At 70.5% G+C, this 22,045-nt stretch carries 24 protein-coding genes; 9 read left to right on the forward strand and 15 right to left on the reverse strand.

Features of this window, described 5'->3' with window-relative positions; genetic code table 11:
• Entirely contained in the window at positions 1-1,218 is a 1,218-nt protein-coding gene (dusB, locus tag AC1DVZ_RS04570) for a tRNA dihydrouridine synthase DusB (protein ID WP_477616990.1), read from the reverse strand.
• 37 nt (positions 1,219-1,255) lie between these two features.
• Between dusB and AC1DVZ_RS04575 the strand changes: the two genes are divergently transcribed.
• Complete coding sequence (locus AC1DVZ_RS04575) at positions 1,256-2,095, forward strand: sulfurtransferase (protein ID WP_477616991.1); 840 nt, start codon at positions 1,256-1,258, stop codon at positions 2,093-2,095.
• A 25-nt stretch (positions 2,096-2,120) separates the two neighbouring features.
• Here AC1DVZ_RS04575 and AC1DVZ_RS04580 read toward each other — a convergent pair whose 3' ends face one another.
• The 7 genes from AC1DVZ_RS04580 to AC1DVZ_RS04610 form a co-directional block, all read right to left on the reverse strand.
• A complete protein-coding gene (locus AC1DVZ_RS04580) occupies positions 2,121-2,729 on the reverse strand; it encodes a response regulator transcription factor (protein ID WP_477616992.1) in 609 nt (202 codons plus the stop codon).
• Positions 2,726-3,970, reverse strand: a complete 1,245-nt coding sequence (locus AC1DVZ_RS04585; protein WP_477616993.1) for a sensor histidine kinase — start codon at positions 3,968-3,970, stop codon at positions 2,726-2,728. Before AC1DVZ_RS04585 ends, AC1DVZ_RS04580 begins: the two co-directional genes overlap by 4 nt.
• A gap of 59 nt (positions 3,971-4,029) precedes the next feature.
• Positions 4,030-4,848, reverse strand: coding sequence for an ABC transporter permease (locus AC1DVZ_RS04590; protein ID WP_477616994.1), 819 nt, complete (start codon positions 4,846-4,848; stop codon positions 4,030-4,032).
• Complete coding sequence (locus AC1DVZ_RS04595; protein WP_477616995.1) at positions 4,845-5,786, reverse strand: ABC transporter ATP-binding protein; 942 nt, start codon at positions 5,784-5,786, stop codon at positions 4,845-4,847. Before AC1DVZ_RS04595 ends, AC1DVZ_RS04590 begins: the two co-directional genes overlap by 4 nt.
• A 120-nt stretch (positions 5,787-5,906) precedes the next feature.
• The gene (locus tag AC1DVZ_RS04600; protein ID WP_477616996.1) at positions 5,907-7,166 is read right to left on the reverse strand and encodes a hypothetical protein; all 1,260 of its coding nucleotides are present in this window, start codon (positions 7,164-7,166) and stop codon (positions 5,907-5,909) included.
• Positions 7,163-7,678: a SigE family RNA polymerase sigma factor gene (locus AC1DVZ_RS04605; protein ID WP_477616997.1), complete on the reverse strand. Its 516-nt coding sequence runs from the start codon at positions 7,676-7,678 to the stop codon at positions 7,163-7,165. The genes AC1DVZ_RS04600 and AC1DVZ_RS04605 overlap by 4 nt, the downstream gene beginning before the upstream one ends.
• A gap of 112 nt (positions 7,679-7,790) precedes the next feature.
• Entirely contained in the window at positions 7,791-9,194 is a 1,404-nt protein-coding gene (locus AC1DVZ_RS04610) for a glycine--tRNA ligase (RefSeq protein WP_477616998.1), read from the reverse strand.
• A 113-nt stretch (positions 9,195-9,307) separates the two neighbouring features.
• On the opposite strand from AC1DVZ_RS04610, the gene AC1DVZ_RS04615 reads away from it, so the two are divergent.
• The 6 genes from AC1DVZ_RS04615 (at position 9,308) to AC1DVZ_RS04640 (ending at position 14,199) form a co-directional block, all read left to right on the forward strand.
• Positions 9,308-10,510: an aminotransferase class I/II-fold pyridoxal phosphate-dependent enzyme gene (locus AC1DVZ_RS04615; RefSeq protein ID WP_477616999.1), complete on the forward strand. Its 1,203-nt coding sequence runs from the start codon at positions 9,308-9,310 to the stop codon at positions 10,508-10,510.
• A gap of 18 nt (positions 10,511-10,528) precedes the next feature.
• Entirely contained in the window at positions 10,529-10,813 is a 285-nt protein-coding gene (locus AC1DVZ_RS04620) for a DUF6703 family protein (protein WP_477617000.1), read from the forward strand.
• Positions 10,814-10,950: 137 nt separating this feature from the next.
• Positions 10,951-11,907 (forward strand): metal ABC transporter substrate-binding protein, encoded by a 957-nt coding sequence (locus AC1DVZ_RS04625; RefSeq protein WP_477617001.1) that lies wholly within the window; start codon positions 10,951-10,953, stop codon positions 11,905-11,907.
• A complete protein-coding gene (locus tag AC1DVZ_RS04630; RefSeq protein WP_477617002.1) occupies positions 11,904-12,734 on the forward strand; it encodes a metal ABC transporter ATP-binding protein in 831 nt (276 codons plus the stop codon). The genes AC1DVZ_RS04625 and AC1DVZ_RS04630 overlap by 4 nt, the downstream gene beginning before the upstream one ends.
• A complete protein-coding gene (locus AC1DVZ_RS04635) occupies positions 12,731-13,783 on the forward strand; it encodes a metal ABC transporter permease (protein ID WP_477617003.1) in 1,053 nt (350 codons plus the stop codon). The genes AC1DVZ_RS04630 and AC1DVZ_RS04635 overlap by 4 nt, the downstream gene beginning before the upstream one ends.
• On the forward strand, positions 13,780-14,199 hold the full coding sequence (locus tag AC1DVZ_RS04640) for a Fur family transcriptional regulator (RefSeq protein ID WP_477617004.1): 420 nt from the start codon (positions 13,780-13,782) through the stop codon (positions 14,197-14,199). Before AC1DVZ_RS04635 ends, AC1DVZ_RS04640 begins: the two co-directional genes overlap by 4 nt.
• A gap of 107 nt (positions 14,200-14,306) precedes the next feature.
• Here the strand turns inward: AC1DVZ_RS04640 and AC1DVZ_RS04645 are convergent, their stop codons facing one another.
• The 4 genes from AC1DVZ_RS04645 to AC1DVZ_RS04660 are packed head-to-tail and all read right to left on the reverse strand — an operon-like array spanning position 14,307 to position 16,546.
• Positions 14,307-15,089: an isoprenyl transferase gene (locus AC1DVZ_RS04645; protein WP_477617005.1), complete on the reverse strand. Its 783-nt coding sequence runs from the start codon at positions 15,087-15,089 to the stop codon at positions 14,307-14,309.
• Positions 15,086-15,922, reverse strand: a complete 837-nt coding sequence (gene recO, locus AC1DVZ_RS04650; protein ID WP_477617006.1) for a DNA repair protein RecO — start codon at positions 15,920-15,922, stop codon at positions 15,086-15,088. Before recO ends, AC1DVZ_RS04645 begins: the two co-directional genes overlap by 4 nt.
• Before the next feature lie 59 nt (positions 15,923-15,981).
• Positions 15,982-16,407, reverse strand: coding sequence for a hypothetical protein (locus AC1DVZ_RS04655; RefSeq protein WP_477617007.1), 426 nt, complete (start codon positions 16,405-16,407; stop codon positions 15,982-15,984).
• A 4-nt stretch (positions 16,408-16,411) separates the two neighbouring features.
• Positions 16,412-16,546, reverse strand: coding sequence for a hypothetical protein (locus AC1DVZ_RS04660; RefSeq protein WP_477617008.1), 135 nt, complete (start codon positions 16,544-16,546; stop codon positions 16,412-16,414).
• Between the two features lie 72 nt (positions 16,547-16,618).
• Between AC1DVZ_RS04660 and AC1DVZ_RS04665 the strand changes: the two genes are divergently transcribed.
• A complete protein-coding gene (locus AC1DVZ_RS04665; RefSeq protein ID WP_477617009.1) occupies positions 16,619-17,248 on the forward strand; it encodes an alpha-ketoglutarate-dependent dioxygenase AlkB in 630 nt (209 codons plus the stop codon).
• Positions 17,249-17,299: 51 nt separating this feature from the next.
• Here AC1DVZ_RS04665 and leuA read toward each other — a convergent pair whose 3' ends face one another.
• The 3 genes from leuA to AC1DVZ_RS04680 all read right to left on the reverse strand — a co-directional run bounded on the left by leuA (position 17,300) and on the right by AC1DVZ_RS04680 (position 21,007).
• The gene (leuA, locus tag AC1DVZ_RS04670) at positions 17,300-19,045 is read right to left on the reverse strand and encodes a 2-isopropylmalate synthase (RefSeq protein WP_477617010.1); all 1,746 of its coding nucleotides are present in this window, start codon (positions 19,043-19,045) and stop codon (positions 17,300-17,302) included.
• A gap of 239 nt (positions 19,046-19,284) precedes the next feature.
• On the reverse strand, positions 19,285-20,313 hold the full coding sequence (locus AC1DVZ_RS04675) for a 1-aminocyclopropane-1-carboxylate deaminase (RefSeq protein ID WP_477617011.1): 1,029 nt from the start codon (positions 20,311-20,313) through the stop codon (positions 19,285-19,287).
• 40 nt (positions 20,314-20,353) lie between these two features.
• Positions 20,354-21,007, reverse strand: a complete 654-nt coding sequence (locus AC1DVZ_RS04680) for a GntR family transcriptional regulator (protein WP_477617012.1) — start codon at positions 21,005-21,007, stop codon at positions 20,354-20,356.
• A 109-nt stretch (positions 21,008-21,116) separates the two neighbouring features.
• Between AC1DVZ_RS04680 and AC1DVZ_RS04685 the strand changes: the two genes are divergently transcribed.
• The gene (locus AC1DVZ_RS04685) at positions 21,117-22,013 is read left to right on the forward strand and encodes a GNAT family N-acetyltransferase (protein ID WP_477617013.1); all 897 of its coding nucleotides are present in this window, start codon (positions 21,117-21,119) and stop codon (positions 22,011-22,013) included.
• Positions 22,014-22,045 lie beyond the last annotated feature (32 nt).

The following is a 22,045-nucleotide window of genomic DNA, read 5'->3' on the forward strand; positions in this document are numbered from 1 at the left end:
TCAGCCGCCGGAGACGGACAGCTCGGCCTCGGACACGGCCTGGCGGTGGGCCTCGCTGAGCTCCTGGCTGTCGAGCCACCCCTCAGGCAGGGCGACGTGTCGGGGCGAACCAGCGCGCCCACGTTGCCCCTCGGCGGCGTCACCGGGCCACGGCGCCGAGGCATCCATGGTGGCGATCAGCCGGTCCAGCGCGGCGAGCGAGTCGACGAGCGCGAGCTGGTGACGCACCGTGGAACCAGCGGGGAATCCCTTGAGGTACCACGCGATGTGCTTGCGGATGTCACGGCAGGCCTTGTACTCGTTGCCGTAGAAGTCGATGAGGTACTCGGTGTGCCGACGCATGGTCGCCGTCACCTCGCCCAGCGTGGGCTCGACCCGCGCGGGCGTCCCGGCGAAGGCCGCGGCGAGGTCGGTGAACAGCCACGGACGACCCAGGCAGCCGCGCCCGACGACCACGCCGTCGCAGCCCGTCTCGTGAGCCATGCGGAGCGCGTCCTCGGCCGACCAGATGTCGCCGTTGCCGAGCACCGGGATGCTCCGCACGGTCTCCTTGAGCCGTGCGATGGCGCTCCAGTCCGCTTCGCCGGAGTAGGCCTGCGACGCGGTGCGACCGTGCAGGGCCACGGCGGCGACGCCGGCGCGCTCGGCGATGAGCCCGGCCTCCAGGTAGGTCAGGTGCTGGTCGTCGATGCCCTTGCGCATCTTCACGGTGACGGGCACGGCATACGGGCTCGCCTCCCGGACCGCTCCCGTGACGATGGCCTGGAAGAGGTCACGTTTCCACGGCAGGGCGGCGCCGCCGCCCTTGCGGGTGACCTTGGGGACGGGGCAGCCGAAGTTGAGGTCGATGTGGTCGGCGCGGTCCTCGGTGACGAGCATCCGCACCGCGGCGGCGACGGTGGCCGGGTCCACGCCGTAGAGCTGGATCGACCGAGGGTTCTCCTGGGGATCGTGCTCGATCAGCCGCATCGACTCGGGCGTCCGCTCGACGAGGGCCCGTGAGGTGATCATCTCGCTGACGTACAGCGAGGTCGCGCCGCTGGCGCCGCCCTGGTCGAGCCCCTGGTCGCCGTACTCGCGGCACAGCTTGCGGAACGCCCGGTTCGTGATGCCGGCCATCGGGGCGAGCACGACCGGCGACTCGATGGTGTGCCGGCCGATCTGCAGGGGCGGCAGCACGGCAGTCGGCGCGCTGTGGCGCGTGGAGGTGGCGGTCATGGCGCCCCAGTGTCCCATCTGATGCTTGACTGGCCGAATGCGTGCCCTCGTCAGCGCCCACGACCTCCTCGAGGAGCTCACCCGCACCCCGGGTGCGCTGGTCCTCATCGACGTCCAGTGGGCCCTCACCGCCGGCGCAGGCCCGCCCGGGCGCGAGCTGTATGCCGCGGGGCACCTCCCCGGCGCCCACCACGTCGACCTCGACGCCGAGCTCGCMGGACCGCCGGGGCGCGGTGGCCGGCACCCGCTCCCCCAGGCGCACGCGGTTGCGGCAGCGGCGCAGCGGTGCGGCGCGACGAACGACTCGCGCATCGTCGTCTACGACCAGGGCCCTTCGTATGCCGCGGCCCGGGCCTGGTGGGTGCTGCGCCACTTCGGGGCGAGCGACGTGCGCGTCCTCGACGGCGGTCTCGCAGCCTGGCGGTCCGCGGGCGGACCGGTGACGACGCAGCTGCCCGAACCCGGCACGGGGACGTTCGAGGCGCACGCCGGCGGCATGCCCGTCGTCGACGCAACCGGCGCCGCCCGGGCGGCCAGGGACGGCGTCCTGCTCGACGTGCGGGCTCCCGAGCGGTTCCGCGGCGAGACCGAGCCGATCGACCCGGTCGCAGGTCGGGTGCCCAGCGCCGTCAGTGCCCCCACGACCGACAGCGTGGAGCCGGACGGACGGTTCCTGACTGCCGACGGTCTGCGAGAGCTGTTCTCCCGCAAGGGACTTCCTACACCGGGACCAGTGGCGGCCTACTGCGGATCAGGGGTCACTGCAGCCCACACCGTGCTCGCCCTGCACGAGGTCGGCGTCGAGGCGGCGCTCTACGTCGGGTCGTGGAGCGAGTGGATCACCGACCCGAACCGCCCTGTGGCAACCGGCGACTGAGCCGCCTGCGCTGCGGGAGCAACGGTCAGAGCCAGCCGTACTCGTCGGCGATCCTCACGGCGTCAGCGCGGTTCCGGGCCATGGTCTTGCCGATCGCCGAGGAGAGGTGGTTGCGCACGGTGCCCTCGGAGAGGCTCACGTGCCTGGCGATGTCCGCCACCGAACCTCCCTCCCGGGCGGCGAGTAGCACCTCGGTCTCGCGTGCGGTGAGCGGTGACTCGCCGCCGGCCAGCGAGTCGGCCGCCAGGGCAGGGTCGACCACCCTCAGTCCGGAGTGCACACGGCGCACGGCTTCGGCGAGCTGCCGGGCAGGCGTGTCCTTGACGACGAAACCGCTGGCCCCTGCCTGCAACGCGCGACGCAGGAAGCCGGGGCGGCCGAAGGTCGTGACGATCAGCACCCGCACGCCAGGCATCGCGTCGTGGAGTGCTGCCGTGGCCGCGATCCCGTCAAGGCCCGGCATCTCGACGTCGATCAGTGCGACGTCCGGCTTGCTGCTGCGTGCCGCGGCGACCACCTCGTCACCACTGCCGACCTCGGCCACGACCTCCATGTCGGGTTCGAGCCCGAGGAGGGTGGCGATGGCACCACGGACCATGGCCTGGTCGTCGGCCAGCAGCAGGCGGATCGTCATGCCCCAACCCTCTCGTGCGAGTCCGGGTCCGCGGAGCGAGGGTGCGGGGAGGAGGTGACCGACAGCTCGAAACCGTGTGGCGAGACGGCTGCCGTGACGAGCCGGGCGCCGGCGCCCTCGGCGCGTTCCTTCAGGCCGACCAACCCCGTGCCGGGTGCGCCGGGCCGGGACCCGGCACCGTTGTCGGCAATGGTGATCCCGCGTTCGTCGAGAGTCACCCGACAGCTCGTGGCCCCGCTGTGACGGATGACGTTGGTGACGCCCTCGCGGAGCGTCCAGGCGCACAGCTCGCGCAGGTGGCTGGGCACGGCGTCGGCCGCGGTGGGCAGGTCCGCCTCGATCCCTGCGGCGGCCAGCGAGGATCGGGCGCGGGCCAGCTCGGCAGGCAGCGACGTCTCGCGGAAACCCGCGACGGCCTGGCGCACGTCGGCCAGGGCGTCCCGGGCCAGCCGCTCGAGGTCCGCGACCTCCACCTTGGCCCGCTCCGGGCTGACGTCCATCAGCCGCGCGGCCAGCTCGGCCTTGACGGTGATGACGGTCAGGCTGTGGCCGAGGATGTCGTGGACGTCCCTGGCCATCCGGTTGCGCTCGTCCTGGATGGCCAGCCGCGCGTTCTCCTCGCGGGCCTCTGCCAGGGCCCGCTGCCGCTGCGACGCGATCATGCCTCCGGTGACGGCGGCCATGGCGAGCACCATCGACATGCTGATGCTCGCGTCGTGCCGCCAGCCGTCGACGTGGAAGGTGAGGAACTCGTAGAGCGCCACGAGGGCTCCCCCGATGGCCAGCCCGATGCGGACCCGGAAGGTCCACAGCCCCGACACCGCAAGGAACACCCAGGTCGCCGCACCCTCCTGGCCGATGGTGACGGTGGCCAACGCCGCCAGGACGGCCAGCCCGGCCCAGTAGAGGAGCCCCACCGACGTGACGTACCAACGGGAGGCGATCGAGCCGCGCGTCCCCCACACGGCCGCTCGCAGGTGGGAGAAGTGCACGAGGTAGAGCACGACGAACAGCGCGAGCACCACCAGGCCGCCATCTGCGCGCAGGGTCTCCCGCTGCTCCCAGGCCGCACCCACCGCGTCCCAGAGGAACACGAGCCAGATGCTCGCGAAGAAGAAGCCGAGAACCCGTTCGCCCCAGGTGTTCTCGCCGGTGCGCGCGAACAACTGCGGGCGTGGGTCGGGGACCCCCGCGCGTCCGGGGCCCTCGGGGACCGMGTCCCCAGTGCTGTGCTCGCTCACGGGGCCCAGCCTCTCAGAGACCGGGTCGGTGGTGAACGGGCGCAACGCCTGCAGCAGGCTCAGACGCGGGCTGTGTCGCGTCGGAACCGCCACGCCGCCCCTCCTGCGAACACTGCGAGCCAGACGGCGACGTTGACCACGGCGGCCCATCCGGGACCGTTGCCCGTCAGTGGGGCGTGTGCCAGCTCGCTGAGGCCGTACATCGGGGTGAACTTCGCGATGGTCTGGAAGGTCGAACCCATCTGGTCCAGCGGCGTGAAGAGGCCACCCAGGAAAGCCAACAGGCCCAGGCCAGGACCGAGGATCTGCATGACGTTCTCGCTCGGCAACAGGTACCCCATGAACACGCCGAAGGCGGCGAAGACGAGCGACCCCACCCAGGCAATGAGGGCTGTCCCGACCCACAGCGGCCCATCCAGCTGGGCCTGGGTGAAGCCGCCAGCGGCATACGTCACTGCGACCGAGACCGCACCGAGGAGCATCGCGACGAGGACCTTCACGACGATGTAGGCCGCGGGCGTGAGCGGCGTGAGCCGCAGCTGGCGGCTCCAGCCCTGGCTGCGTTCCGTGGCGACCATCGCGCCGCCCGCCGTGGTGGAGAGCATCGCGCCGTACAGCGCCATCGAGATCATGATCTCGGCAGCCACGTTGCCGTGCGCCCCGGCACTCTTCAGCGAGTAGTCCCTCCCTGTGCCGAACAGGAGGAAGAAGACCACGGGGAGCACGACCGAGAAGATCACGGTGCGTCGGTTGCGGAGCATGCGGCGCACCTCGAGCCGCAGCAGGACGCTGTTGAAACCGCCGAATGGTGGGACCTTCCGCTGCGGGACGGTGGACGCAGGGGTGGACGCAGGGGTGGACGCGGTGCTGGTGCTCATGGCTGTCCTCCTTCGGTGGTCAGGGAGATGAAGGCGTCCTCGAGCCCGCGCGAGGTGATCTCGAGGTCGCGGGCGTGGGTGGACCCGAGCAGGTGGCGGGCGACGGCATCACTGTCCGTGGACGCGATGAGGATCGAGTCACCTCTCACCTCGACCGTCTCGACCCCGGGAAGTCCTTGCAGCTCAGTCACATCCGCACCCGGCAACGTCGCCCGCACGGTCCGTCCGGAAACCAGGGCCTTGACCTGCGCCGCCGTGCCGTCAGCGACGACCCGGCCGTGGCTGACGAGCACGATCCGGTCCGCGTACGCATCGGCCTCTTCGAGGTAGTGCGTCGCGAAGAGCACCGTTCGCCCCTGCGCGGCGTCCTCGCGGATGGCTCCCCAGAAGTCTCGACGCCCGGTGACGTCCATGCCGGTGGTGGGTTCGTCGAGCACGAGCAGCTCGGGGTCGGGCAGCAGCGCCATGGCGAACCGCAGCCGCTGCTGCTGGCCGCCGGAGCACTTCACCACGCGCCGTCCCGCGATGTCGGCGATGCCGGCACGACCCAGCACCTCTGCCACCGGTCGGGTGTCGCTGAACAGGCTTGCGGTGAGGCGCAGTGTCTCCTCGACCGTGAGGTCCTTGAGCAGCCCGCCGGACTGCATCACGGCCGAGACCAGCCCGCGGCGAACGGCCGCCGAGGGCTCCATGCCGTAGACCAGGGCGCTGCCGTGGTCGGGGCGCGACAGCCCGAGCACCATGTCGATGGTGGTGGTCTTGCCGGCCCCGTTGGGTCCGAGGAAGGCGACGATCTCACCGGGCCACACGGTCAGGTCGATCCCGCGCACCGCCCGGACGCTGCCGAAGCTCTTCGTGAGCCCCTGGAGCTCGATGGCGGGCACTTCGGCGGCTCGCGTCGACCGACCTGTCTGCGTGTGGGTCCGCGTCTGTGGCATGGCTCCAGCCTGCCGCGGGCGACCGGCGCGGGCCTCGGACAGCCGTCACGAGGTCACCGTGACGTCTGTCAGGTGGCAGCCAGTGGGCCGCTCCGGTTCCCGGTCGTCGGCACGTCCGGGTCAGTTGCGCGCACCCACGTTCAGCGCGATCGCGGTCGGGGGATCGTCGGGCGCGCCAGTGGTGAGACGAGACACCTCGTAGACCGCTCCCGTGTCGACGTTCCAGGCCAGGATCCACCGGCCGTGGCTGCCCACCGACTGGTACAGAACGGTCGTGGCGTCAGCCCAGCCGAGCACCGTGCAGCATCCCTTGAACCGACCTGTCTGTCCGTCCGGGTTCTCCGGTGCCAGCAGGACCCGGGCCGCTGAGGAGCCCGCGTCGACGACCAGCAGCCCCTGGTAGATCGGGCCGTTGCCCCGACGAATCACCTCTGCTGTCACGTTCTGGTCGAAGAAGGCACCCGTTGCCGCCAACACCTCGGTGTTGATCGTCTCGCTGAACACGGAGGCCACCGGAGCCCGCACGGCAGACTCCGCCCCGGGGCGCCCAGCATCGTCGAACCTCGTCACCATCAGCCCGATCGAGTTCGTGTCGACAGAGGTGACACGGAACCTTCCCTCGTACCCACCATCGACCCGCACCGCCTTCGCGCCCGCTTTCCACGGGTCGATGGTCCAGGCATGCTCCGCGTCCCGAGCCACGATGACGCTGCCTGAGTCATTCCATCCGGCCCACTCCACGACCTGGGACGGCACTGGGTACGAGACCGTGTCACCGGTCTGGATGTCGAGCCGCAGCACGTGGTCCCGCTGGGGGAAGACGATGTAGCGCCCACCACCGCCGATGGCGCGTGGTCCCAGCGGCGTGGCCGCGTTGCCGTTCGCGTCGTTGGTCCGCACGAGGTCGAGCTGGTCGACGATGACCTGCGTCCCGTCTCGGGCCACCAGCACCGGATGGAAGACCTCTCCGTCAGCACGCAGGTAGACGGCGACCACGGACGTGGGGGGGCCAGCGAACGCGCGGGCGCCCTTGGCTCGAAGGTCGATCACCGACGGCAGCCCGGCATCGAAGTCGGGCAGCCGAGCCTCGGCGCCCTCCAAGGGCATGACCGCGTATGCCGTTCCGTCCGACAGGGTGCCGCCGCGGGCTGACGTCGTGGACGAGGTCGCAGGGACGGGCCGGGGCTTGGTCGAGCCGCCCAGCTGGACGGCGGCCACTGCCAGTCCGGCTGCCGCAACCGCACCGACGGCGCCCACGGCCAGCCGACGGCGACGTGCCCGTCCCGCCACGGCAGCGGCCCACGCACCCTGGGCGAAGTCCACCTCGGGCAGGTGCTCGCTCGCCCGCTCGAGCAGGCTGCTCAGGTCTCGCTCGGTCATGGCTGGTCCTTCCCGGACAGGTGAGGGGCGAAGTCCGGCAGCAACGTGCGCAGTCGAGCCAGCGCGGCATACGTCTGGCTCTTCACGGTGCCGACCGAGACTCCGAGCACCTCGGCGGACTCGCTCTCGGTGCGGTCCTCGAAGAAGCGCAGCACGACCACCGCACGCTGCTTTGGCGTGAGCTCCGCCAGGGCGCGTTCGAGGTCGACCCGCTGGCCTGTCTGGGCCGACCGGTCCTGGACCGGGACCTCGATGAGGGGCACGGACGACAGCGACTCGCGACGAGTCCTGCGCCACGAGGACACCGCGTCGCGGTAGAGGATCCGCCGCACGTAGGCGTCGGGGTTCTCGTGACGGAGCTTGTCCCAGCGAGAGGCGAGCTTGGTCAGGGCTCCCTGGAGCAGGTCCTCGGCCAGGTGGGCGTCACCACAGACGAGGTACGCCGCGCGCAGCAACCGGTGCTGGCGGGCCCGCACGTAGCGGGCGAACTCCTCGTCCACCTCGTGCCGCATGCCACCTCCCACACCTCAGCGAGTTCCCTCACCCCAAGTAACGCACGAGGTACCCCAAAAGGTTGGCGCCGCGGCGGCATACCGATGGGAGGGAGTGGCTTGCGCGCAGGGGTCAGCAGCCGAGGAGGCGCGCGCCGAGGTAGGACTCGACCTGGTCGAGCGCGACGCGCTCCTGCGCCATGGTGTCGCGCTCACGGATGGTCACCGCCTGGTCCTCGAGGGTGTCGAAGTCGACCGTGATGCAGAACGGCGTGCCGATCTCGTCCTGGCGACGGTAACGACGGCCGATCGCGCCGGCGTCGTCGAAGTCGATGTTCCAGTGCTGGCGCAGCGTGGCGGCCAGGTCGCGGGCCTTCGGCGACAGGTCTGCGTTGCGCGACAGAGGTAGCACGGCGGCCTTGACCGGCGCGAGGCGCTTGTCGAGCTTGAGCACGACGCGCTTGTCGACGCCGCCCTTGGTGTTGGGCGCCTCGTCCTCGGTGTAGGCGTCGACGAGGAAGGTCATCAGGCTGCGCGACAGGCCTGCCGCGGGCTCGATGACGTAGGGCGTGTACTTCTCGCCGCTGGCCTGGTCGAAGTAGACGAGGTCGGTGCCCGAGTGCTTGCTGTGCGTCGTCAGGTCGAAGTCGGTGCGGTTGGCGATGCCCTCGAGCTCGCCCCACTCGCTGCCCGTGAACCCGAAGCGGTACTCGATGTCGACGGTGCGCTTGGAGTAGTGGCTGAGCTTCTCCTGGGCGTGCTCGAAGTGGCGCAGGTTGTCGGGGTTGATGCCGAGGTCGGTGTACCAGCGGGTGCGCTCGTCGATCCAGTACTGGTGCCAGTCCTCATCCTCGCCGGGCTTGACGAAGAACTCCATCTCCATCTGCTCGAACTCGCGCGTGCGGAAGATGAAGTTGCCCGGGGTGATCTCGTTGCGGAAGCTCTTGCCGGTCTGGGCGATGCCGAACGGCGGCTTCTTGCGGGCCGTGTTCATCACGTTGAGGAAGTTCAGGAAGATGCCCTGCGCGGTCTCGGGTCGCAGGTAGTGCAGCCCCGACTCGTCCTCGACGACGCCGAGATAGGTCTTGAGCAGCCCGGAGAACTGGCGCGGCTCGGTCCACTGCCCCCGCGTGCCGCAGTTGGTGCAGGCGACGTCGGCGAGCTTGACCTCGTCGGGTGAGGTCAGACCGTGCTTGGCCCCCGTCTTCTCGAACACCGCTTCCTGCAGGTGGTCGGCGCGGAACCGCTTGTGGCAGGACAGGCACTCGACGAGCGGGTCGGAGAACGTCGCGACGTGGCCGGAGGCCTCCCACGTCTGGAGCGGGAGGATCACCGAGGAGTCCAGGCCGACGACGTCGTCGCGGCTGGTCACCATGCTCTTCCACCACTGTCGCTTGATGTTCTCCTTCAGCTCGACACCGAGCGGGCCGTAGTCCCAGGCCGACCTCGTGCCTCCGTAGATCTCGCCGCAGGGGAAGACGAAGCCCCGGCGCTTGCAGAGGGAGACGACGGTGTCGACGGTGGAGGGTGCAGCCATGCGCAGAAGGTTACTGTGCGTGCGTCGACTCGCCTCTCGACGGGTATGCCGCGTGGCCGCCTCCGTCGAATGGTGGTCCCCTCTGCCGGAGGGCAGACCTAGCGTCGATGGGCATGAACGACAACCCCGTCTCCGCACGAGCGCTGCGGATCCAGCAGGCCGAGTCCTTCCGGATGCTCTTCGACTTCGCCCGCAAGTCCGGCTACCAGGAGCGCCGCCTGGAGCCCGGCGTGCTCGACTTCACCTTCGGCGACCCGCACGAGCTGCCCCAGTCCTCCTACGTCGAGGCGCTGCGCGAGGCCGCCCTTCCGAAGGACGAGCTCTGGTTCGCGTACAAGTTCAGCCAGGAACCGGCCCAGGACGCGGCCGCCGCCTCGCTCTCGCGTCACCTCGGGATCGCGTGGCCGGCCGACCGCATACGCATGACCACCGGCGGCTTCGGTGCGATCGCGACCGCGCTCAAGACGGTGGCCGACCCGGGAGACGAGGTCGTGTTCAGCCTGCCACCGTGGTTCCTCTACGAGTCCCTGGTCCTCGAGGCCGGCCTGGTGCCGGTCAAGGTGCGGATCGACCCGCAGTCGTTCGACCTCGACCTGGCGGCCGTCGAGGCCGCGATCACCCCGAGGACCCGGGTGGTCATCGTGAACACCCCCAACAACCCCACCGGTCGGATCTACCCGGAGTCGACCCTGCAAGCCCTGGGCGCCCTGCTCGAGGAGGCGTCCGCCAGGAACGGCCGGCGGATCTACCTCGTGTCCGACGAGGCGTACAACCGGCTGGTCTTCGACGGGGCGCGGTTCGTCAGCCCGGCCCAGCACTACCCCTACACCCTGCTCTGCTACTCCTACGGCAAGGTCCTGGTGTCGCCGGGACAGCGGCTGGGCTACCTCGCACTGCCCCCGTCGATGCCCGTCGACGTGGTGGACGCCATCATCGAGGCGGTGGAGAGCGTCCAGATCGCTGCGGGGTGGCTCTTTCCGAACAATGTCATGCAGTACGCCACGCCGCGCCTCGAGGAGCTCAGCCTCGACGTGGCGCACCTGCAGGTGAAGCGTGACTTCATGGTCGAGGGACTGCGCCGGATCGGCTACGACCTCCGGGTGCCCGAGGCGACCTTCTACCTCTTCCCCCGCTCGCCGGTGCCCGACGACGAGGCGTTCGTGCGACTGCTCTCGGACCTGGGCGTCATCGTGATGCCCGGCCGGATCTTCGAGACGCCCGGCTTCTTCCGGATCTCCCTGACCCAGACCCTCCCGGTGATGGAGCAGAGCCTGCCGCGGTTCGCCTCGGCACTGACTCAGGTCCGCGGTACCTGACGACGTAGGGTTTCGCCCGTGCCCTCCCTGCGTGAACGCGTCGCCGACGTCAGCCTGCCCGTCATCAACTCGCTGAACCGGATGCCCCGTGCGGTCCCCTTCCTCCTGGTCCTGGGCCTCATGGTCGCCGGCCTCTTCGTCCGTCCCTGGGGCTGGCTGTTCCTGGCGGTCGTCGTGGCCTTCCTCGGCTGGACCCTCTACCTGGCGTGGCCGGCGCTGGACCGGACCGCGCGGCTGGGCAGGTTCGCCGTGTTCCTGATCGCGGTGGCGATCACCGTCACCCAGGCCTTCCCGCGCAGCTGAGGCCGGCTCAACCCCTTCACCCGACGGGGTGGCAAACCGTCGCAACGCGGTCCGATGAGGTCGATCTGCCACGATCTCGCGGCCGTGCGTCGCCGTGGTTTTGACAATCGTTCTCATTTAAGATGAGAATGATTGTCATGACGCTTCGCCCCCTCGGTCTGCTCGCAGGCCTGCTGTCCATCGCCATGGTCTCCTCCTGCGGCGCGACCGGGGGGCGCGGCGCCGACGACGGGCGACTGGGTGTCGTCGCAGCCTTCTACCCGCTCGAGTACGCCGTGGCCCAGATCGGGGGCAGCCACGTGGACATCACCGGCCTGACCAAGGCCGGCGCCGAGCCGCACGACCTCGAGCTCAGCCCGCGACAGGTTGCCAAGGTCGCGCAGGCCGACCTCGTGGTCTACGAGAAGCACTTCCAGCCCGCCGTGGACGCCGCCGTCGCGGGGCAGGCGCGAGACACGGCTCTCGACGTCTCCTCCGCCGCCCGGCTCGACCTCGTCCTGGTCGAGGAGGGCCACGACCACGGGGGCGAGACCGAGGAGGAACACGCCGACCACGCAGCCGAAGGGGCGAGCGCTCGCGACCCGCACTTCTGGCTCGACCCCATGCGCTACGCCGACGTGGGCGACGCGATCGCCGCCGAGCTGGCGGCGCGAGACAGCGCCGACGCCGCGGCATACCAGGCGAATGCGAAGGCGTTCCGCGCGACGATGACCACCCTCGACGCCGAGTTCCGGACCGGCCTGAAGTCCTGCGCCAACCACGAGCTCGTCACCTCGCACACCGCCTTCGGCTACCTCTCAGAGACCTACGGCTTCCACCAGGAGTCGATCACCGGGCTGACCCCCGACGCCGAACCGAGCCCCGCCGCCATGGGGGCGCTGACCAGGCACATCCGCGAGACCGGCGCCAGCACGGTGTATGCCGAGACGCTCGTGAGCGAGGACGTCGCCAAGGCRCTGGCCCGGGAGACCGGTGCGAGACTGGCCGTGCTCGACCCGATCGAGGGCATCACCAGCGCCTCGACCGGCCGCGACTACCCCGCGGTGATGCGGGCCAACCTCGCGGTCCTGCGCGCGGGACAGGAGTGTTCATGACCACCACGGACATCGCACCCATCATCGAGCTGCGGCGTGCGAGCTTCGGCTACGCCGACCAGCCGGTGGTCACCGGCGCGACCCTGACCATCCGCCCCGGCGAGGTGGTGGCGGTCCTCGGGCCGAACGGTTCCGGCAAGTCGACACTCGTCCGCGGTCTGCTCGGCCTCAACGACCACCTCGGTGGCGACGTGGAGCTCTTCGGCCAGTCGCGCGAGTCCTTCTCGGACTTCGCCCGGCTCGGCTACGTCCCCCAACGGCACACCCTCTCGGCGTCCGTGCGCGCGACCGTCACGGAGATCGTCGCGGTCGGACGGCTGTCGCACCACCGCTGGTGGCGTCCGGTCATCCGGTCCACGCAGGACGCCGCGATCATCGACCGGGCCCTGGACGTCGTGGGCCTGAACGACCGCGCCCACGCCGACGTGGCAACCCTGTCCGGCGGTCAGCAGCGCCGCGTCCTCATCGCGCGTGCGCTGGCCTCCAACCCCGACGTCCTGCTCATGGACGAGCCCACAGCCGGGGTGGACGCCGCCAACCAGCAGGTGTTGTCGGCGGTGCTGGCGCGGCTGGCCGGACGCGGTACGACGATGGTCATCGTCACCCACGAGCTCGCGGCCCTGGCCGACATCGTCACCCGGATCGTGGTCGTGCAGGGCGGGCGGATCGCCTTCGACGGGTCGCGCGAGGAGTTCGCCCGGCGAACGGGCGAGTTCGCCTCGTCGGCCGACCACCACCACGAGGACGAGGACCGCATGACCACACCCAGGCTGCCCGGTGCACCCTCTGYGGGCCCCCTCGACCCGCGCGGAGGTGTCCGCTCATGAGCGAGCTGCTGTCCCTCGACTTCATGCGGCAGGCCCTCGTCGCCGCCGTCCTCGTCGGTGTCGCCGCGCCCCTCGTGGGTGTCTTCCTCGTCCAGCGGCGGCTGTCGCTGATCGGTGACGGCATGGGTCACGTCGCCCTCGCCGGTGTCGCGGTGGGGGTGCTCACCGGTCAGGCCCCGGTCCTGACGGCGCTGGTCGCTGCCGTTGCCGCGGCTGTGGCGATCGAGGTGATCCGAGGGCGTGGCCGGACCAGCGGTGACATCGCCCTCGCCGTGATGTTCTACGGCGGCATCGCCGCCGGTGTGGTGATCATCGCGAAGTCACCGAGCAGCAGCCCAGCCAACCTCACGGCCTACCTGTTCGGCGCGATCACCACGGCCGACCAACGCGACCTGTGGGTGTTCGCCGGACTCGCCCTCGTGGTGCTCTTCGCGACCTGGCTGCTCCGGCCGTGGCTGTTCGCGGTCGCCAACGACGAGGAGTACGCCCGGGCCAGCGGCCTGCCGGTCACGGGTCTCAACATCGCCCTTGCCGTGCTGACCGCGGTGACCGTGGTGGTGTCGATGCGCGTGGTCGGGCTGCTGCTCATCAGCGCCCTCATGATCATCCCCAACGCGACCGCGCAGCTGCTGGGTCGCAGCTTCCGCGCGTCCACCCGGTGGGCCGTGCTGGTGGGCGTCGTGTCCAGCGTGGGCGGGGTGATCCTGTCGTTCTATGCCGAAACCCCTTCCGGCGGAACGATCGTGCTGCTGGCCATCGGGTTCTTCGTGGTGGCCGCAACCGGCACAGCGGCGATCGCCAGGGCGCGCGCCCACCAGCACCGCCGGGCCGAGCGACACGACCACGAGCACGGTCCCGAGTGCGGCCACCCCGCCGTCGCCCACGGCGACCACGTCGACTACGTGCACGACGGGCACCGGCACGCCCCTCATGAGGGCCACTACGACGAGCACGACCCGGCCAGGCACGAGGCGAGCAGCCACCACCACCACGACGGCAGTCCGCACGACGGCAGTCATGAGGCAGCGAAGGAGGCGGCACCGCAATGACCGGAGTCCAGGAACGGCCCACCACCGAGGGCACCCGTCGCCCCACCCGCCAGCGGGCCGCCGTCTCCGCCGTCCTGGCCGAGACCGGCGAGTTCCGCTCCGCGCAGGAGCTGCACGCCCTGCTGCGCGAGGGCGGCGACAAGGTCGGGCTCGCCACCGTCTACCGCAACCTGCAGGCGATGGCCGCCGAGGGCGAGATCGACATGCTCCGAACCGACGAGGGCGAAGCCGTCTACCGCGCCTGCTCGACCGGCCACCACCACCACCTGGTGTGCCGCGAGTGCGGCCGGACCGTGGAGGTCGAGGGTGCTGCCGTCGAGGCGTGGGCGGCCAGGGTCAGTGCTGAGCACGGGTTCACCGAGGTGCGCCACACGCTCGAGATCTTCGGCACCTGCGCCACCTGCACCTCGCCCTGACCTCTGCTAGCAGGGTCTGGCTCGCTCAGCGCAGGTTGCGACCTCTGCTGAGAGAGGCAAGATCTGCTAGCAGAGCTTGGGGCAGCCGGCAGGAGCAAGGGCCGTCCTCAGCTGGTGGGCAGGTCGACCGCCCCGCCGTAGCGACGGTCACGCTCGGCGTAGGTCTGGATGGCCGCCCACAGGTGGCGCCGGTCGTAGTCCGGCCACAGCGTGTCCTGGAAGACCATCTCGGCATAGGCGCTCTGCCACAGCAGGAAGTTGCTCGTCCGCTGCTCCCCCGAGCTGCGCACGAACAGGTCGACGTCCGGCATGTCGGGCTCGGGCATGTGACGCGCGATCGTCAACTCGTCGATCGATCCCGGCTTCAACTTGCCGCGCTGCACCTGCTCGGCGATCCGCTGCACGGCGTCGGCGATCTCTGCTCGTCCGCCGTAGTTGACGCAGAAGTAGAGGGTCAGCCCGGTGTTGTCCTTGGTCAGCTCCTGGGCGACCTCGAGCTCCTTGATGACCGAGCCCCACAGGCGCGGCCGCCGGCCCACCCAGCGCATCCGGACGCCCCACTCGTGCAGCTGGTCGCGACGACGCCGGATCACGTCGCGGTTGAACCCCATGAGGAAGCGCACCTCGTCGGGGCTGCGCTTCCAGTTCTCGGTGGAGAAGGCATAGGCCGACAGGTGGGTGACACCCGCCTCGATCGCACCGGCCGTCACGTCGAGCAGGGCCGCCTCACCGGCCTCGTGCCCCTTGGTGCGGGGCAGTCCTCGCTGGTTGGCCCAGCGACCGTTGCCGTCCATGACGATCGCGACGTGCCTGGGCACGAGCTCGACGGGCAGCGAAGGCGGCTGGGCGCCGCTCGGGTGGGCAAACGGCCTGGGGTATGCCGTGCTCACGCCTTGGCCACCTGGGCGGCGGCATGCGCCGCCTCGACCTTGTCCATCACGCTGAGCGGGGCCGGCGACCACGTCACGCGGGAGTCGAGCCGGGGCTGGTCGGGGTCACGTCGGTCCACGAGGCGCAACGATCGCACACCCTTCTCGAGGTGCCACTGGAGGAAGGCGCTGGCCAGGGTGCTGCCCTCGCGTCGGTGTCGCCCCTGCGACGCGTCGGCGATGACCCAGTCGCCTGCGAGGAGGGCGGCCAGCAGGGCCAGCGTCTCCGGCGCCGGCGCAGCAGACCCGACGGGACGGCATACCGGACAGACGGTGCCGCCCGAGGCGAGGTTGAACGCGCGGTGCGGCCCTTCGGCACCGCAGCGCGCGCAGTCGTGGAAGCTCGGCGCCCAGCCGGCCACGGCGAGCGCGCGCAGCAGGTAGGCGTCGAGGACCAGGCCGGGATCGTGCAGCCCCTCGGCCATCGACCGCAGCGCGCCCTGGAGCAGGAGGTACTGCTGGAGGTTGGGCTCGCGCTCCTCGGTGAGCCGGTCCGCGGTCTCGAGCATCGCGGCGGCCGCGGTGTAGGTCGTGTAGTCGCGGGCKAGCACGTCACCCCAGGAGGCCAGCGTCTCGGCCTGGGTCACCGTGTCGAGGTTGCGGCCCTCGTAGCACTGGACGTCGACCATCATCGCCGGTTCGAGCCGCGCCCCGAAGCGGCTCTTGGTGCGACGGACGCCCTTGCCGACGACGCGGACCTTGCCCAGGGTGCGGGTGAGCAGGGTGACGATGCGGTCGGCCTCACCCAGCTTCTGGGTGCGCAGGACGATCCCTTCGTCGCGGTAGAGCGGCATGCCCCCATTGTCGCAAGTCGTCGGCCCGAAGCGGGTATGCCGTGCCGACGGTGGGTTGCCTACGTCCAGGCCCAGCGCACCGCCACGCGACGGTCGGCGTTGACCTCACGGATCCGCCGGAGCGCGTGCACGAGGTTGCGGTACGTCTCGCGACGTTCGCCGCCGGTGACCGCGTCGAGGATCACCACCGTCCACGGAAGCAGCCCCGCGAAGCGCGCCAGCGGGAGCGGAACCGCCAGCACGACCACGACGGGGAGCTCGACGGAGAACAGCCCGGCAGCGAGGAGGAGGACCACGACCGGCGCCGCGATGATGACGACCAGCCAGAGCGCCAGGCCGACGACCACTCCGCTCAGGTCGTCGAGGCCGATGACAGAGGGATCGGCGGCCTCGCGCAGGGTCTTGGGTTTCATGACTCGCGCGCGCGGCCGCCACGGGAGGACTCGGACCTCCAGCAGTGCCTTCTCGGGCCAGGTCGTCTCCATCAGGTCAGCCGCGCAGACCCAGCCCGAAGAACGCCAGGGCGACGATCACGAGGATCACCACCACCGCCACGAGGCCCGCCCAGATCCCACACGCCAGCCCACGTGCCAGCTGCTCGCCCTCAGGAGGCTGCTCGGTCATGGGAAGACCGTAGCGGCACGGAGCCGCCCCAAGGACTAGAACAGGTGTTCGAAGGTGGGTTATGGTGGTGCCATGGCCACGGCATTCCAGGGGTCCCTGCTCGACACCGCCGACGAGATCGCCCTGCACCCCCTCCCGCCGGGGCTGCGCCGCACCGACCTGGGCCGCGGCGCGTGGGTCGACTACCGCCCGGGCTGGCTCGCCGGGGCCGACACGCTCTTCGAGTCGCTGCACCACGAGGTGCCGTGGCACGCCGAGCGCCGCGAGATGTACGAGCGCATGGTCGACGTCCCGCGCCTGCTGAAGTTCTACGACGAGGACGACGCCCTCCCCCACCCGGTCCTCACCCAGGCGCGTGACGCCCTGTCGCAGTGGTATGCCGCGGAGCTGGGTGAGCCGTTCGTGACCGCCGGGATGTGCCTCTACCGCGACGGCCGGGACTCCGTCGCGTGGCACGGCGACCGCATCGGCCGCGCCAAGGACCTCGACACGATGGTCGCGATCCTCTCGATCGGCTCGGCACGCACCCTGGCCCTGCGGCCGCGGGGCGGCGGCGAGTCGCGCGGCTTCTCTCTCGGCCACGGCGACCTGGTGGTCATGGGCGGCTCGTGCCAGCGCACGTGGGACCACGCCATCCCCAAGACCAGCAAGCCGGTCGGGCCGCGCATCTCGATCCAGTTCCGCCCGCGCGGCGTCCGCTGACGGACGCGCGCGAGGTATGCCGCGTGGGCCGGCCACGCGGCATACCTCGGCTCACTCGACCGGAGCCATCCGCTCGGCTCGGTTGACAGCGGACAGCACCGCCGTGAGGGACGCCTTGACGATCGAGGAGTGCAGGCCCACGCCCCAGAGGACGCGGTCGCCGACGGCACACTCGACGTAGGCAGCGGCCTTCGCGTCGCCACCTGCGGACAGGGCGTGCTCGGCGTAGTCGAGCACGCGCACGTCGACCCCGAGGGTCGACAGCGCGTCGATGAACGCCGCGATCGGTCCGTTGCCGGTGCCCTCGACGACCACCTCGGTGCCGCGGTCGAGCATGGTGGCGCTGATCTTGTCGACGCCGCCCTGCTCGCTGATGAGCGAGTGGCTGACCGGCGTGAACCGGCCCCACGTGTTGACCGCGCCGTCGACGGCGGGGAGGTACTCGTCCTGGAAGATCTCCCACAGCTGTGCCGCGCTGACCTCGCCGCCCTCGCTGTCGGTCTTGGCCTGCACGACGCCGCTGAACTCGATCTGGAGGCGCCGCGGCAGGTCCAGCTGGTGCTCCTTCTTGAGCAGGTAGGCGACCCCGCCCTTGCCCGACTGGCTGTTGACGCGGACCACGGCCTCGTAGGAGCGGCCCACGTCGTGGGGGTCGATCGGCAGGTAGGGCACTCCCCAGACGAGCTCGTTGATGGACTTGCCGGACGCCTTGACCTGGCGGTCCATGTCCTCGAAGCCCTTCTTGATCGCATCCTGGTGCGACCCGGAGAACGCCGTGAAGACCAGGTCGCCACCCCAGGGATGGCGTTCGCCGACGGGCAGCTGGTTGCAGTGCTCGACCGTGCGACGGATGTCGTCGAGGTTGGAGAAGTCGATCTGCGGGTCGATGCCCTGGCTGAAGAGGTTCATGCCGAGGGTGACGAGGTCGACGTTGCCGGTGCGCTCCCCGTTGCCGAACAGGCAGCCCTCGATGCGGTCGGCGCCGGCGAGGTAGCCCAGCTCGGCCGCCGCGACACCGGTCCCCCGGTCGTTGTGCGGGTGCAGGCTCACGACGATCGACTCGCGCCGCTCGAGGTGGCGAATCATCCACTCGATCGAGTCGGCGTACACGTTGGGCGTGGCCATCTCGACCGTGGCAGGCAGGTTGATGATCATCTTGTGGTCCGGGGTGGGGTCGATGACGTCGGCCACCTCGTTGCAGATCCGCACCGCGAACTCGAGCTCGGTGCCGGTGTAGGACTCCGGGCTGTACTCGTAGTAGACGGTCGTGTCGGGGATGGTCTCCTCGAGCTTGCGGCACAGCCGCGCGGCCTGGAGCGCGATGTCGACGATGCCGTCCTGGTCGAGCCCGAAGACCACCCGACGCTGGAGGATCGAGGTCGAGTTGTAGAAGTGCACGATGGCCTGCTTGGCCCCGCGGATGGAGTCGAAGGTGCGCTCGACGAGGTGGTCACGGCACTGCGTCAGCACCTGGATCGTCACGTCGTCGGGGATCATGTCGTCCTCGATGAGCATCCGGACGAAGTCGAAGTCGGTCTGGCTCGCCGACGGGAAGCCGACCTCGATCTCCTTGTAGCCCATCCGCACGAGCAGCTCGAACATCCGCTTCTTGCGGTCCGGGCTCATCGGGTCGATGAGTGCCTGGTTGCCGTCGCGAAGGTCGACCGCGCACCAGCGAGGGGCGTGCTCGATGACGCGCGTCGGCCAGGTGCGGTCGGGGAGCTCGAACGGGATCTGGTCCTTGAACGGCACATACTTCGCGACCGGCATACCCGACGGCTGTTGCGGGTGAATCATGTTCTCTCGCCTAACGATTCGTTGCTGCTGAAGCCAGCCGGGGCAACGCTACTCCGCGACGAGGGGCGGCTGATCGGTCAGGCCCCGCCGCGGCGGCGAAGGAGGAGGCGCAGAGAACGCACGAGTCGAGGGTATGCCGCGCGCCCGGCATCCGTCCATCGTCCGAGCCGCCGCGCCCACCATCCGGACGCCGACCCTGACCCGGTTCGATGTCAACGCGCCGGTGACCGCCGGCGCGTTTACATCGAACCGTCGAAGATGCCGGAGTAGGCGTTGAGGGCGGGCTGGCCGCCCAGGTGGGCGTAGAGGACGGTCGAGTCGGCGGCGATCTCACCCGAGGTCACCAGGTCGACCAACCCGGCCATCGACTTTCCCTCGTAGACCGGGTCGATGATCATGCCCTCGAGCCGGCCGCTGAGCCTGATCGCCTCGACCGTGGACTCGACCGGGATGCCGTAGAGGTCACCGGCCCAGCCCTCGAGGACCGTCACCTCGTCGTCGCGCAGCGGGCGCCCGAGCCCGATGAGGTCGGCCGTGTGCTGGGCGATGCGACGCACCTGGTCGCGCGTCTTGTCGATCGTGGCGGACGCGTCGATGCCGAGCACCCGACGTGGGCGACCACCTGCGTCCTCGAGGGCCGCGAAGCCGGCGATCATGCCCGCGTGCGTCGAGCCGGTGACCGTGCAGACGACGATCGTGTCGAAGAAGACGCCCAGCGCGCGCTCCTGCTCGGCGACCTCGTAGGCCCAGTTGGCGAAGCCCAGCCCACCCAACGGGTGCTCGGAGGCGCCAGCGGGAATGCCGTAGGGCTTGCCACCCGCCTCCTCGACCTCGCGCAGCGCGTCCTCCCACGAGGATCGGATGCCGATGTCGAAGCCGTGCGGGTCGAGCCGGGCATCGGCACCCATGATCCGTGAGAGCAGGATGTTGCCGACCTTGTCGTTGACCGGGTCGTCCCAGTCGACCCACTTCTCCTGGACCAGACGGCACTTGAGCCCGAGGTGTGCGGCGACGGCGGCGACCTGACGGGTGTGGTTCGACTGGTACCCGCCGATGGACACGAGGGTGTCGGCACCCTGGGCCAGCGCGTCGGGGACGATGTACTCCAGCTTGCGGGTCTTGTTGCCCCCGAACGCCAAGCCGCTGTTGCAGTCCTCACGTTTCGCCCACACCTGGGCGCCACCCAGGTGGGCCGACAGCCGCTTCAGCGGGTGGATCGGGCTCGGACCGAACGTGAGCGGGTAGCGCTCGAAGTCGTGGATCGACATCGCGTCTCCTGGGCTGAGTGGGTTGGCTGGGATGGGGCGGTCAGGTGTCGAGCAGGGGTGCGAGGGTCTGCCAGGTGGCGTGGGACACCTCGGCAGCGGCCTCTCGCTCCCCCGCCTCGCACAGGTCGATGAGTCGAGCGTGCAGCGCGACCGAACCGCGGCCGGCCAGCGACGCGAAGCGCAGCCGCTCGACCCGCCGCAGGACCGGCGTGAACTGGTCGAGCACTGCGGCGAGCGCGGCGTTGCCCGCAGCAGCGACGGGTATGCCGTGCAGCTCGTCGTCCGCCTCGAGGGCGGCGTCGGGGTCGCCTGCCTTCAGGGCGGTCTCGAAGCGGTCGTTGGCGTCGCGCATGCGAGCGAGGTCGTCAGCGGTCAGCAGCCCCACCGCCTCGCGCACCGCGAGCTCGTGCATCGCCGCCACGACAGCCTGGGCGTCGCGCGCGGCGCGGGTGTCGAGCGAGGCGACCGTCGTCGAGCGCCCCGGCCGCGACTCGACGAGGCCCGCCTGCTGCAGGCGGAGCAGCGCCTCGCGGACAGGCGTGCGGCTCACCCCGAGCCAGGCGGCGAGCTCCTGGTCGCGCAGCTGCTCGCCGGGCGCCAGGGTGCCGTCGACGATCGCGTCGCGCACCCGGAGGTAGACGTCGTCGCGCAGGAGCGCACGGGCCACTGCTGGTGCGAGCGTGGGGATCGGCATGCAATATATTGCATATCAGTTGGCCAGAACAGTCAAGTTCGATCTGCAGAGTCACGGCAGGGCCAGAAATCGGATGCGTGGACCGCTCTCCGCCGTCAGCATGTCCCACATGGAACTCCCCGACGGGCTGGTGGCCCGCCCCCACGTCCCCAGCGACGCGCAGGCCGTCACCGACCTCATCGCAGCTGCCGAGACCGTCGACGCGGGCTCCCCCGCCATCGACCTGGAGGACATCGAGGGCGACTGGCTGCGGGGCAGCTTCGACCTCACCACCGAGAGCATCGGGGTGTGGGACGGAGACCGGCTGGCGGCTGCGGGCGAGGTCTTCAAGGGCCGCAGGGCCGACGCTTCCGTCCACCCCGACTACCGCGGTCGCGGGATCGGCACGTGGCTAGCCACCTGGCTCGAGGACCGCGCGAGAGCCAGGGGGTCGGAGCTGGTGGGCCAGACCGTCCCCGGCGACAGCTCACCCGAGGCGTTCTTCCACGCCCGCGGCTACCGAGTGGGCTGGACCTCGTGGGTGCTGCAGCTGCCCGCCGGCACGACGATCGAGCCGCAGCCGCTGCCGGACGGCTACACCCTGCGCGAGTTCGCTGGGGCTGCCGACGGGCGGGTGGCGTTCCAGCTGATCGAGGACGCGTTCAACGAGTGGCCGGGCCGCGACCCGTCGAGCTACGACGACTGGGCGCCACGGGGTCCGCTGCGGCCAGGCTTCGAGCCGTGGCAGATCCGGTTCGCCGTCGACCCCGGCGGCGCCGAGGTCGGCGTCTGCTACACGATCCTCGCCGGCGCCACGGGCTACGTCGACGCGATCGCCGTGCGTCGCGACCAGCGCGGCCTCGGTCTGGCACGCGCCCTCCTCGTCGACGCCTTCGCGCGCGCCCGGGAGCACGGAGCGACCGTCAGCGAGCTGTCCACCGACTCGAGGACGGGAGCGCTCGGCCTCTACGAGCACGTCGGCATGCAGGTGACGCAGACGTGGCGGCAGTGGATGACCGACCTCTGAGCCCGGTGGTCGCACGGCCTACCCGGGAGTAG

The sequence above is a fragment of the Pedococcus sp. P2_E5 genome, from assembly GCF_056403895.1.